The following is a 12,150-nucleotide window of genomic DNA, read 5'->3' on the forward strand; positions in this document are numbered from 1 at the left end:
GAATTACACCTCCATAGTTAACAGCTCAGGGTTACCAAGCAGTGATTTGATATGGTTCATAAAGTGTTGTGCAGTTGCGCCGTCAATAATACGGTGGTCAAAGCTCAGGGACAGTGCCATTACTGGTGCTGCTACCACTTCGCCATTTTTGATTACCGCTTTTTCGCTGATGCGACCTGTACCCAGAATCGCAACTTCAGGGAAGTTGATGATTGGAGTAAAGAACATACCGCCTGCGGAACCGATGTTGGAGATCGAGATTGTGCTGCCTCTCATTTCGTTAGCAGCCAGTTTACCGTCACGTCCACGAACAGCCAGATCGTTGATTGTATCAGCGATCATGAAGATACTCTTACGGTCAGCATCTTTTACAACCGGTACGATCAAACCGTTAGGCGTATCTGTTGCGATACCGATGTCGTAGTGTTTTTTGTAGACAATTTCTTCTGTTTTTTCGTCGATGGAAGCGTTCAGTGCCGGGAATTGACGCGCCGCGGACACAAGTGCTTTTACGATGAATGGCAGATAAGTTACTTTTGTACCACGTTTTTCAGCCAGTGGTTTCATGCGTGTACGGAAAGCAACCAGTTCTGTAACGTCAACTTCGTCCATGATCGTTACGTGTGGAGCTGTGTACGCCGATTTCACCATAGCGTTAGCGATAACTTTACGGATACCTTTGAATGGTACGCGCTCTTCGTCGCCAGCTGCGGATGCTGCTGGTGCAGAAGATGCTGCTGGAGTTGCTGCGGAATCTACCGGCGCAGCTGCTTTGTCTGCTGCCGCTGCTTCTGTTGTTGCGCTAGAAGCTACTTGACCGCCACCTTGTTTGAACGATTCGATATCTTCACGAGTGATTTTGCCGTTGCTGCCTGTGCCACTTACTTGACCCAGATCAACGCCTTGCTCACGTGCAAATTTACGAACGCTTGGTGTAGCCAGTACATCTTTGTTTGGTGCTGCCGGTGCGGAAGCATTTGTTGCTTGACCGTCTTTGGCATCAGCCGGGCTGGATGCTGCTGGAGAAGTGCTAGTATCAGCGCTACCTTGAGCTGCATCGATTTCTTGACCGCTCTTCTGTTCTGGAGCAGATTGCTCAGCTGGTTCTTCATCCTCTTGATCAGGGATATCGCCTGTTGCATCGATGATCGCTACTGTTTCGCCAACGTGGCAAACTTGGCCATCATTGGTCAATACTTCAAGTACTGTACCTTCAACTGGACAAGGAACTTCAACAACTGCTTTATCATTTTGTACTTCCATGATGATGCTGTCATCAGTTACTTTGTCACCTGGTTTAATGTGCATCTTGATGATTTCGCCTTCGTGCAGTCCTTCACCAAGCTCTGGAAATTTATATACGAATCTTGCCACTTGCAAAACCTCCCTGATTAAAATTGTTGAACAGCGCATAAGGCCGGTATGTCAACAATCGTTGATAAATAATAAATAGATATAGTAGAACGTATAGCGACCGATATGCCGCTTATGGGCAAAGCCAAAAGGCGCCTGTAGAAAGGTGTTCGCCGGTCTCCACTTTCCCGGGATGGATGGTTGACCGAACGAATGCCATCTTGCAATCCGCCTCTTGTTTCCTTGCACCTTTAATTCATCAAGTCGTGAACGTTAGGTTCAAAAAGCCGGATGGCTATTTTAATCCAATTAGAAGTTCATTACTTTGTTTACAGCGTCGATAATGCGTTGCGGTGTAGGCAGCCAAGCATCTTCAACTTGTGCGAACGGGTAGATTGTATCCGGCGGGCAAACACGCAGTACTGGAGCTTCCAGATGCAGGATTGCTTTTTCGTTGATTTGTGCGATAACTTCTGCTGCTACGCCAGAGCTCTTTTGAGCTTCTTGAACCACGATAGCGCGGTTTGTTTTTTGTACGGAAGTGATGATTGTATCGATATCGATTGGGCTGAGTGTGCGCAGATCGATAATTTCAGCTTTGATGCCTTGTTCTGCCAGTTGATCAGCAGCTTTGGTTGCTGTGTGAACGGTCATACCGTAACCGATCAGAGTTACGTCAGAACCTTCACGTACAACATTGGCTTTGCCGATTTCGACAGTATAAGCTTCTTCAGGTACATCAGCACGGAACGCATGGTACAGGTTCAAGTGCTCCATGAAGAAGACAGGGTCGTTTTCGCGAATTGCTGCGATCATCAGACCTTTTGCATCGTAAGGGTTCGAAGGGATAACCACTTTGATACCCGGTGTTTGTGCCAGCAGACCAGACAGATCGTCCGTGTGCAGCTCAGCCGCTTTTACGCCGCCACCGAAAGGTGTACGGAATACGATTGGTGCATTGTAACGACCGCCGGAACGATAACGCAGACGTGCCGCTTGTACTGCCATTTGATCGAGAGCTTCAAAGATAAAGCCTACGAATTGAATTTCAGCAATTGGACGGAAGCCTTGGATACCCAGACCGAATGCCAGACCGCCGATTGCGGACTCAGCCAGCGGCGTATCGAATACGCGCTCCTCGCCAAACTCGTCTTGCAGACCTTCTGTCGCACGGAATACACCGCCAACTTTACCTACGTCCTCACCAAAGATGAGCACGTTAGGATCGTTTTTCATCTCAACGCGAATCGCGTCACGAATCGCTTCTTTCATATTCATTTGTGCCATTTGCTTCATTTCCTCCTTAAACATTTCACTGTTCATGTTCACGCATCAAGGATGTGCTACGGTACTATACATAAACCTCAAACGCCCCTAAGGACAGATCACCTTATTGGAAATCAGCTTTTTGCTCTTTCAGATCGTGAGGTGTTGTTTCGAACATGCTATCGATCAGACCGGCAACAGTCATTTTCTCTGTTTTCTCGGCTTTTTTGATTTCTTCGTTCACTTTTGCTTTTGCTTCTTCTCTTACGCGCTCTGTATCTTCGTCAGACCACAGACCTTTTTCACCCAGGTATTTGGCTAGGCGAGCAATTGGATCTTTTTCGCTCCAGATACCTTCTTCGTCTTTAGTACGATATTTACTCGTATCATCGGACATGGAGTGTGGACGGAAACGATAAGTGACAGCTTCGATCAGAGTAGCGCCTTCGCCGTTACGTGCGCGTTCAGCAGCTTCACGAACAGCCGTGATAACCGCGAATACGTCCATACCGTCGATTTTTACGCCAGTGATACCAGCAGCAATCGCTTTGTGTGCGATCGACAGTGCAGCGGTTTGTTTAGCAAATGGAGTTGTGATGGCATAGCCATTGTTTTGTACGAAGAAGATTGCAGGCAGTTTGTATGCACCAGCAAAGTTCAGACCTTCGTAGAAGTCGCCTTCGGAAGAACCGCCGTCACCTGTGTAAGCAATAACGACTTGTTTTTGTTTTTTCAGTTTGTAACCCATAGCGATACCCATCGCATGCACGATTTGCGCACCGATGATAATTTGCGGCATCAGAACGTTAACGCCTTCAGGAATGCGTCCACCTTCTTGATGACCACGGGAGTACAGGAATGCTTGATGCAGCGGCAGACCGTGCCATACCAGCTGAGGCATATCACGGTAACCCGGACATACGAAATCTTCTTTATCAAGCGCATATACGCTACCTACCATTGTTGCTTCTTGACCGGAAACCGGTGCATAGAAACCAAGACGACCTTGACGGCCGAGGTTAACGGCACGATCATCCCAAGTACGTGTAAATACCATACGGTACATAATTTCTTTCAATTGATCATCAGTCAAATCAGGCACTTTGTCAGGATTAACAATTTTGCCTTCTGGGGAAAGAACGGAAAGTGTTTCCACTTCTTCCGTGTAAACTTCATAAGGAACCTTGCTCATTTTATTCACCTCAATAAAAAATTTGAATATCATGTTCCGCTGTTATAGAATTATTATACACCTGTTCTACTCCGTTCGTCAAAGCATACATTGAAATTCATAAGCAGCAGCGATTATTGTATGTATAACAGGTTTATTTAATTAATATAACAGTTAATGCAAATGTAAATACTTTTCCTAAAAAGCACACCACTTAATAGTAACGTATTATACGTTGTAATGCAAAATTCTGATACAACAATTACGATGAAAAAGGTGATCTCCATGACAGATTCTCGCTACTTGAAGCGAACCATTCTAAAAGAGGAAATACAGAGCCGCCATTTGGGTGAATCCCGTACGCTACGCATCTATCTTCCGCCCGGTTATAATGAACTGCTCAGCTATCCCGTTATTTATTGTCAGGATGGCGAGGAGTTTTTTAACTTTGGACGAATTGCTACTTACGCCAATCAGTTAATTTTGGACGATAATATTGAGCCGTTTATCGTCGTTGGTGTAGAAGTAAACACGAAAATCCGTACTCAAGAATATGCGCCATTCGGTAGTCGCTTTGATGCTTACACCGCCTGCTTTGCCGAGGAAATTATTCCATATATTGAAGGAAAATATCCAGTACGTACATCAGCTGATGAGCGTATCCTTGCTGGCGACTCGCTTGGTGGCAGTGTATCTATGCACCTTGCCCTCCTCTATCCGCAGCTATTCCAGCGAATTATCAGTCTATCCGGTGCTTATTACGAGCAGAGTCAGAAGCTGATTGCCGCTGAGAATAACTTGTCTGCCTTGGACGTATACATGATCGTAGGTTTGCAGGAAACGGATTTTGAAAGTGATACTGGCGTATACGACTTTGTACAGTTGAACCGCGACACACGCGACCTGCTACTAGAACGAGGCGCTACTGTCCGTTACGCTGAAAAAGACGGCAAGCACTTATGGGGCTTCTGGCAAAAGGAATTGCCCGATGCACTCAAATATTTCCTCAAGGAAGTCTAATTCAGCAGTCAGTACCAAGTATTGTTCCCAGCCTACTTCGCTATAACCAGTCTCAATGATTCACCGTTCCATTGCAGATGCGCATAAGCAGACATGACAATGCATCTTCTACTCACAATGATCCAGCCGCAGCGTATCTGTCGCTGCGGTTATTGATGTGAGCAGTATGAATGAGATGAAGGGTCATTAGCACGGATGGTTATCATGAACGTTGATATAACGCTTGTATGGTCGTTCGTCAGATATAGATGCTGCGTTCCTCAGCGTATGGAAACTGTCATGGACAACTCTTAACTTATTACATTTAAAATTGGGAATTTAAACGTCATTTCTCAATGTTTACGCTTACATTTTCAACAATAACAATAGACGTATCTGTCGGCGCAACATCATAAGCATCTCAGCAAACAGATCATACTCCCAAACTCTATTGTATCGGTGTATGTAAAAGTTGCGCAACTGTAATTTTCAATTTAGAGTTACATATATGGATAGGCTTATCGTAAACTGCCGTTGTTCTCTTAGCGGCACATTATTATGGACAGAAAGAGGGAGATTTCATGGCTGCAACACGCGCTCTTATTTTCTCAGGCGGTCTGTTACACCCTGATTTTTTGAAGGAAATTCGTGACGATGATTTTGTAATCGGCGCTGATCGGGGAGCATTGTTTCTGGTAGAGCACGGGATCAGACCTCATCTGGCGATTGGTGATTTTGATTCTTTGCAGGATCAGCATATCCAGTTGGAACAAATTCGCGAGAATTCCGATGAACTGGTCGTGTTCGATCCTGTTGATAAAAACTGGTCTGATACGGAAGCTGCGTTCGAAGCAGCTATGCAGCGTCATATTCAGAATATGGTTATCTTTGGTGCGTTGGGTACGCGGTTTGACCATACGATTGCGAATGTACAATTACTGGTGCGGGCTGTGCAACATCAGGTGCATTGCGTCATTCAGGATATGAACAACTACATATCGTTGACATCTACGTCTTCTATTGTGCATAAGTTGGAATACCCTTATGTATCGCTGCTGCCAATCACGTCCGAAGTGACTGGGATTTATCTGGAAGGATTTCAATATCCGCTGGAAAATGCTACGCTGCGGATGGGGCAATCCTTAGGAATTAGCAACCATCTGGCAGCCGATCAAGGTAAAGTGACGATTGAAGGCGGATTATTGATGATTATTCAAAGTCGGGATTAAATTCCTAGGAAGCAACAAAGTAAGCCACATTTTACTTTTGTGCTTTGTGCTTTGTGCTTTGTGCTTTGTGCTTTGTTTTGTGCTTTGTGCTTTGTGCTTTGTGCTTTGTGCTTTGTGCTTTGTGCAACGATGATAATTGATCAAGAAACTGGAATTGCAAGTTTGTTCGTTATTTTTATACTACAAGTGAATACATTGCCATTATTAGATTATGAAAAAGAGATGTAAGTCACAATGACTTACATCTCTTTTTTCGCTATTGTTCCACTGTTTTTCAAAACAGCTAGATTCTTTGTTAAAATAAACATTACATTTTTGCTCGATATTTATTTAAAAATAGCTTTTCTCGTTCTATTTGGCGCCGATCATGAAGAAATACTTCTCAAATTTTAGCCAAAATAGCGATGATATACAGTGCGTGCTTCAGCAATATCTTTCGTGCCGTGAACCATTACCCTGCCATCCTGAAACACTACCATCCGTCTACCCTCATGTAGCGTCATCGACAGTAGAAATGGATTAACCGTCACTTCATGCTCCGTCTGTGCTTTCAAACGTCGAGCAGTCTGCTGAAGATCCAGCGTTTGTCGATGTGGCGGGCGAATCTGTACTGTATCGCGTCCGCATAACACTTCACTTTTACTCTGCCCCTCATGACTTAAATGCGGATACGTCGGATGCTCACCGCAGGATGGACAGCTGGAACGACGAGCACCATTCATTTTGATCGAAACGTGTTCATTGCGCCATAGATCAAATGACAGCAGTGTTCCTCGCAATTGCTCCTTATGACCAGACAGCAATTTTAATGCTTCCGTTGTCTGATGAGCGACAACCATCTGTACCGCGGGTGGAATAATACCGGACGTATCGCATGTATCGCCGCCAAGCGGTGCCGATTCCATCAAACATTGCAGACACGGCGTAACACCCGGCACAATCGTAAATGTAATGCCATAACTACCTACGCATCCACCATAAATCCATGGAATACGATGCTTTTGTGAAACGTCATTAATCAGCAGACGTGTCTCGAAATTATCGGTCGCATCCATGATCAGATCGACTCCGTCTACCCACTCTTCTATTTCATTCGCTGTCACATCAGCGATATGCGCTTCAATTTGTACGGTGGAGTTGATTTGTCGCAGACGATCCCGAGCAGCAATTGCTTTCGGTACGCGATCTGCTGCGTCCTGCTCCGTAAAAAGCTGTTGACGCTGCAAATTGCTCCACTCTACATAATCACGATCTGCAATAATTACACGCCCCACGCCTGCACGTACAAGTGTCTCCGCAGAGCTGGAGCCAAGTGCGCCTGCACCAATAATCAGCACAGTGGATTGCTGTAATTGCTGCTGACCATCTCGACCAAGCGGTGCAAATAACTCCTGCCGCGAGTAGCGTTGATGGTTATCCATCGTGGACGGTTGTTGCGTATTCATGTTATCTTCTCGACTCAAGTCGTAATCATCCCTTCTGCAGGGCTGCTTGCCACTGCATACTGCCGCACTGGAATCATACCAGCTTCCCAACCAAGCCGGCCGGCTTCTACAGCCAGCCGCATGGCATTTGCCATACGTATCGGATCATTGGCACCGGATACCGCAGTATTCAACAGTACTGCATCAGCACCCAACTCCATCGCACGTGCTGCATCCCCAGGCGAGCGAATACCGGCATCAACAATTACCGGTACGCTGGCATCACCAATAATCCATTCTAGCGCAGACGGATTTAGAATTCCGCGTCCAGAGCCAATCGGCGATGCTCCCGGCATGACGGCATGTACACCGAGCTGTTGCAGCCTTTTTGCCAGCATATAATCATCGGAAATGTAAGGCAACACCGTGAACCCGTCCGCCAGCAAAATTTCGCAGGCTTTGTACGTTTCCAACGGGTCTGGCAAGATCAATGCGTCATTGCCGATGACTTCAACCTTTATCATATCACATAATCCAGATGCTCTGGCGAGACGAGCGATACGTACAGCTTCTTCCGCTGTGTGCGCGCCTGCCGTATTGGGCAACAGCTTATACTTTGTCAAATCCAATCGCTCCAGAAAATTCGGCTCATCTGGCTGATCCAGATTCAATCGTCGAACAGCGAAGGTCAATACCTCTGTTGCTGAAGCTTTCACTGCTTGCGCCTGTGTATCCAGATCACTGAATTTACCTGTACCGAGTAATAAACGTGATGAGAATTGATGTTGTCCAATATTCAACATATTAGCCACCTCCTACAAAATGTACAATCTCTAACTTGTCGCCTGCTTCTAACTGGGCATGTCCATGATCCTGTTTTTGCAAAATCTGTTCGTTATGCTCGACGATAACCATTTTGTCCTGCAATTGCAGGATATTTAGCAATTGCTGTACCGTTTCGGGCGCATCGGGAAATGTACGGGTACTGCCGTTGATAATCAACTGCATAGTAGTTGTTCCTTTCGTTTGCGACTGTTGTACTCTGTACTCTGTACTCTGTACTCTGTACTCTGTACTCTGTACTCTGTACTCTGTACTCTGTACTCTGTACTCTGTACTCTGTACTAAATTACCTGAGATGAGTTTGCCTATTGAAACTTTCTTTTTATAGGATTGATCATTGTTGACTTCTTATTTCTTGATGCAGATAAGAGCTAGCATCAGGATGTGGAGACATGAACAAATGGAGTATCTACAGAATGTATGGAACGCAAGGCGCGCTCAGGGTGAAAGCAGCTTGGAATGGCTGCATTTCCACGTCCGGCTATCGCATCTGCGATCCATTTGGCTGTACCGGCTGCCAACAAAATCCCATTGCGATAATGTCCAGAGGCAATCCATAATCCGGGCAGCTGCGGTACTGCACCGAGATACGGCAATTCATCCGGTGTTCCGGGTCGTACACCAGCCCAGCAGCGCAGCAGCTCAGCTTCGCCAAGGCGCGGTAAATGGCGCTGACCTTTTAGCAATAATTCCATCACTGCTCCTGCTGTAAAGGTAGTGTCATGCTGTCCCGGTTTGCTTGTTGCTCCTACCCAGATTTTGTGATCATGCTTGGGAATCAAATATACCTGTTCGCCATAGATCGTGTGATGCAGCCACGGTACAGGTGTCTGAAGTTCGATGAGTTCTCCTTTAACCGGAACAAATGGCAATTGCCAGTGTTCAGCCATCAACAGCCTTGATGTACCCAAACCAGAAGCAAGTACTACATGCTCACTGCGCAGTATCGAATCATCGGTCACTACACCGCAAACGGCACCATTACCTCCCGTTTCTCGCAACAGACGGTTCACATCATAATTTCGATAAACATCTGCCCCGCCATGAATGGCTGCACCTACCAACGCTTCGGTAAGTAGCCTAGGAATTAGCTGCAACTCATCCGGGTTGTACATCATGCCTTGCTCTGCCCGTATATACGGCTCAACATCTGCCAATCGTGTAGCATTCCACCATTCCAACCCTTGCTGCGGGCTAGCATCGGCAGCATTCCCTATAGAGGCAGCAACATTTGTAGTGTTGGCATGATCTTCAATTGGTAAAAGAAATCCTTCCTTGCGCAAGCCGATGTCGATTCCAGTGCAATCATACAAACGCTGCGCAAGCGCCGGATACAATGAACGACTGCGTAATGCGAGTCGCTGCAAATCCTGATGCACAAAATGCTCAGACGATGCAGCCAACATTCCACCTGCTGCACCGGAAGCTCCTGCTGCTGGTCGTTGTTTTTCTACTATCGCGACGTTTGCTCCACGGCTCTGACATTCCAGTGCAATCGCTGCTCCAATCGCGCCCGCGCCAACGACAATCACATCGTACTGTCCTTCATGTCTCATAAATGCCACTCCCTGTTGTCCCGTTCATCTCTCGTGGACGTTTGTTGTAAACTGCTTGTTGCGCAGAACCAGTATGTTGTATAGCATCTGCATATTGCTGGACTGCTTGCAGCGGAGAACTGGCAGTGAATATGGAAGACATCACCGCTATGCCAGCCGCACCAGCAGCATGTAATTCTGCACAATGATGTGGCTGTATGCCGCCAATTGCGATTATAGGCATATTTGTTGCCGAACAGACTTTTGCCAGTTGCTCTACTCCGCGCGGTTCGACTCCGGGCTTGGACTGGGTAGCGTAAATATGTCCGAATATTGCATAATGACAGCCTTCCTGTTCTGCTTCCCATGCACGTTCAACACTATGAACGGAACGACTGATCGTTAATGAAGATGATTGAGCAATGTTGTGATTGGATTTGGTCGAAGATTTGTTGTCTGACTCAATGCAATCACTGGCGGTATACATAGCTGCAAATTCTGGTAAATGTACACCTCCAACCCCTAATTCCAGCGCCAATTGCGGATGATTATTAATGACAATCAAAGAAGCAGGTATATCTCGCAGCAACATCTGCTGAACGGTCTGTATGATTTGTTGCTCTGTCCAGCTTTTTTCACGAATATGGATTGCTGTCACGTAAGGGTGAATACGTACACTAATGTCTATCACACCTTGTTGCGTTAGCGTACCGGGAGTCACTACATGCAGTTCCATTGGGTCACCTTCTTTGTGTGCTTCGTTTGTATAACTGCCTTGCAGATACCAATATACGTAAAAAAGCCACCTTCCAATTGGAAAGTGGCTGTTTATTTTATCGTTATGAAATAAACAGGGTTTGCAATAAGATTCACCTGCAAATCAGTGATCCTTCTGCTACCCAGAGCAAAGGCAGATTCATGAGGTTGAAGATGATCGTAATCTATTCCGGTAATTGCTACCTAAAAGCCGGAATACGTCTTCATTTCCTCATATCGGATATGCTCTTCCACTTCCCTACGCTGGTATGATCCAGATCAGGTCCAAAGGGTTCGTCAGCAGTATGCTGTCATCTCAGCCTGTAAAGGCTCCCCTAGTGCATATGGATATGCTGTTGTCGTTTGAAACATTCTCATCTTAGCAAACCTGTATCAATAAAGCAAATGAAGCTGCTATTTTCATATACAGGTTTATCGCTGTTTATGTAAATGCACCCTGGGTGCACTTTATAATCTGCTAGTTACAATTTATTATTTACCATCTGTTACATGATTAAGCTTAGCAAGTTCAGGAAGTCGATCTGTTTACAATCAAACGGGAGAATATACAAGCGATGGCATTTTCAATGCCAGATGACGAATCCGATGAATGCTAGACCGTTCACCCGCCAGTACGGCTTGCTGTGGCAAAGCTGCATTTTCCTGTTGCTCAAGCTGTTCGAGAATACCCGATGTCAGCAAAAACGATTGTCTGAAAAATTGACCCAATTGTTGCTCCGGCCAATCGAGAACAAGCCGATTCCGCATAAAAGACAGCAGGCGTTGTACATTCCATGCATCCTGTAAAGGCTGGCAATGATTCAGTGTGTATAACTGGCGCTGCAACCCAAAACGACGACTGATTTCGGTTTCTGTCAGTTTGCCTTTCGGTTGATATGCTCCGATTACCGGCATCCATGAAGAACTCCATTCCCAATCCGCATATAATGGGTTGGCAAAAAAGTTGTGCAAGGACTCGCGGTTTTGTCCCAGATTCACAACTACGAGGTCTGCCAATTCAAGCAATGGCAGCTTGTCTTCGCCACAACCTGCATCCATTAACACCAAGTCATAATGATGACTTGCCGCCTGAAATAGATTGTTCCAAAATACAGGATTGCGGTTTGCTTCGTTGTGAGCATGTTGTGTTCCTGCCAGTAAATGAAGCCGATCACGTACTAGCGGCACCATATAATCGGTCACATTGCCTGCATTCAGAATACCTGACTGCTGCAAATAATGCAGACGATCAATGCCAGGCCCGTTCTTCCAGATGTCTGCCACTGGCTCGCTCAAATCCGCTGTAATTCCATATTCTACACCATGTCCACGTTCATCATTATGGCAGAGAAGCAGACGTGCCCTGTATTGCAATGCAGCTGTAATCGCAGTAATAACTGTATGCGCAGACGTTTTGCCCTGTCCGTTATCCGGACTCCAAAACATAACCGTCGTCATATTCACTCCTCCTTATCTCCCTGGCTATCCGTGGGATCATAAGCAGTCGGTTTATGATCCTGTTTGTGCGTTTGTGTATACAGGCAACAGAATTGATAGCACATCAGATTGCAATC

Annotated in this window: 11 protein-coding genes and 1 riboswitch; of the genes, 2 read left to right on the forward strand and 9 right to left on the reverse strand. The window is 45.9% G+C overall.

Features of this window, described 5'->3' with window-relative positions:
* Positions 1–3: 3 nt before the first annotated feature.
* The 3 genes from ACE3MZ_RS13215 to pdhA form a co-directional block, all read right to left on the reverse strand.
* Positions 4–1,374: a dihydrolipoamide acetyltransferase family protein gene (locus ACE3MZ_RS13215; protein WP_411342628.1), complete on the reverse strand. Its 1,371-nt coding sequence runs from the start codon at positions 1,372–1,374 to the stop codon at positions 4–6.
* A gap of 288 nt (positions 1,375–1,662) precedes the next feature.
* On the reverse strand, positions 1,663–2,640 hold the full coding sequence (locus tag ACE3MZ_RS13220; protein ID WP_411342629.1) for an alpha-ketoacid dehydrogenase subunit beta: 978 nt from the start codon (positions 2,638–2,640) through the stop codon (positions 1,663–1,665).
* Positions 2,641–2,743: 103 nt separating this feature from the next.
* Positions 2,744–3,811 carry a pyruvate dehydrogenase (acetyl-transferring) E1 component subunit alpha gene (pdhA, locus tag ACE3MZ_RS13225; protein WP_411342630.1) on the reverse strand — a complete coding sequence of 356 codons (1,068 nt, stop codon included), beginning with the start codon at positions 3,809–3,811 and terminating at the stop codon, positions 2,744–2,746.
* A 264-nt stretch (positions 3,812–4,075) separates the two neighbouring features.
* On the opposite strand from pdhA, the gene ACE3MZ_RS13230 reads away from it, so the two are divergent.
* The gene (locus ACE3MZ_RS13230) at positions 4,076–4,810 is read left to right on the forward strand and encodes an alpha/beta hydrolase (RefSeq protein WP_411342631.1); all 735 of its coding nucleotides are present in this window, start codon (positions 4,076–4,078) and stop codon (positions 4,808–4,810) included.
* Positions 4,811–5,370: 560 nt separating this feature from the next.
* The gene (locus tag ACE3MZ_RS13235; protein WP_411342632.1) at positions 5,371–6,018 is read left to right on the forward strand and encodes a thiamine diphosphokinase; all 648 of its coding nucleotides are present in this window, start codon (positions 5,371–5,373) and stop codon (positions 6,016–6,018) included.
* Between the two features lie 389 nt (positions 6,019–6,407).
* Here the strand turns inward: ACE3MZ_RS13235 and ACE3MZ_RS13240 are convergent, their stop codons facing one another.
* The 6 genes from ACE3MZ_RS13240 to ACE3MZ_RS13265 form a co-directional block, all read right to left on the reverse strand.
* Complete coding sequence (locus ACE3MZ_RS13240) at positions 6,408–7,463, reverse strand: thiazole biosynthesis adenylyltransferase ThiF (RefSeq protein ID WP_411346790.1); 1,056 nt, start codon at positions 7,461–7,463, stop codon at positions 6,408–6,410.
* Between the two features lie 14 nt (positions 7,464–7,477).
* A complete protein-coding gene (locus ACE3MZ_RS13245) occupies positions 7,478–8,245 on the reverse strand; it encodes a thiazole synthase (RefSeq protein ID WP_411342633.1) in 768 nt (255 codons plus the stop codon).
* A 1-nt stretch (position 8,246) separates the two neighbouring features.
* Positions 8,247–8,450: a sulfur carrier protein ThiS gene (thiS, locus tag ACE3MZ_RS13250; protein ID WP_411342634.1), complete on the reverse strand. Its 204-nt coding sequence runs from the start codon at positions 8,448–8,450 to the stop codon at positions 8,247–8,249.
* Between the two features lie 212 nt (positions 8,451–8,662).
* Positions 8,663–9,841, reverse strand: a complete 1,179-nt coding sequence (gene thiO / locus ACE3MZ_RS13255; RefSeq protein ID WP_411342635.1) for a glycine oxidase ThiO — start codon at positions 9,839–9,841, stop codon at positions 8,663–8,665.
* Positions 9,831–10,556 (reverse strand): thiamine phosphate synthase, encoded by a 726-nt coding sequence (locus tag ACE3MZ_RS13260; protein ID WP_411342636.1) that lies wholly within the window; start codon positions 10,554–10,556, stop codon positions 9,831–9,833. The genes thiO and ACE3MZ_RS13260 overlap by 11 nt, the downstream gene beginning before the upstream one ends.
* Before the next feature lie 259 nt (positions 10,557–10,815).
* Positions 10,816–10,923: riboswitch (TPP riboswitch) on the reverse strand.
* Between the two features lie 205 nt (positions 10,924–11,128).
* Positions 11,129–12,034, reverse strand: a complete 906-nt coding sequence (locus ACE3MZ_RS13265) for a hypothetical protein (protein ID WP_411342637.1) — start codon at positions 12,032–12,034, stop codon at positions 11,129–11,131.
* Positions 12,035–12,150: the final 116 nt, after the last annotated feature.

It is taken from the genome of Paenibacillus sp. WLX1005 (genome assembly GCF_046603685.1).
GTDB lineage: Bacteria > Bacillota > Bacilli > Paenibacillales > Paenibacillaceae > Saccharibacillus.

Bases quoted from the DNA above. Each gene is read 5' to 3' on its own strand.
- ACE3MZ_RS13220 (WP_411342629.1), bottom strand. From the start codon at position 2,640: ATGGCACAAATGAATATGAAAGAAGCGATTCGTGACGCGATTCGCGTT.
- pdhA (WP_411342630.1), bottom strand. From the start codon at position 3,811: ATGAGCAAGGTTCCTTATGAAGTTTACACGGAAGAAGTGGAAACACTT.
- ACE3MZ_RS13230 (WP_411342631.1), top strand. From the start codon at position 4,076: ATGACAGATTCTCGCTACTTGAAGCGAACCATTCTAAAAGAGGAAATA.
- ACE3MZ_RS13235 (WP_411342632.1), top strand. From the start codon at position 5,371: ATGGCTGCAACACGCGCTCTTATTTTCTCAGGCGGTCTGTTACACCCT.
- ACE3MZ_RS13240 (WP_411346790.1), bottom strand. From the start codon at position 7,463: ATGAATACGCAACAACCGTCCACGATGGATAACCATCAACGCTACTCG.
- ACE3MZ_RS13245 (WP_411342633.1), bottom strand. From the start codon at position 8,245: ATGTTGAATATTGGACAACATCAATTCTCATCACGTTTATTACTCGGT.
- thiS (WP_411342634.1), bottom strand. From the start codon at position 8,450: ATGCAGTTGATTATCAACGGCAGTACCCGTACATTTCCCGATGCGCCC.
- thiO (WP_411342635.1), bottom strand. From the start codon at position 9,841: ATGAGACATGAAGGACAGTACGATGTGATTGTCGTTGGCGCGGGCGCG.
- ACE3MZ_RS13260 (WP_411342636.1), bottom strand. From the start codon at position 10,556: ATGGAACTGCATGTAGTGACTCCCGGTACGCTAACGCAACAAGGTGTG.
- ACE3MZ_RS13265 (WP_411342637.1), bottom strand. From the start codon at position 12,034: ATGACGACGGTTATGTTTTGGAGTCCGGATAACGGACAGGGCAAAACG.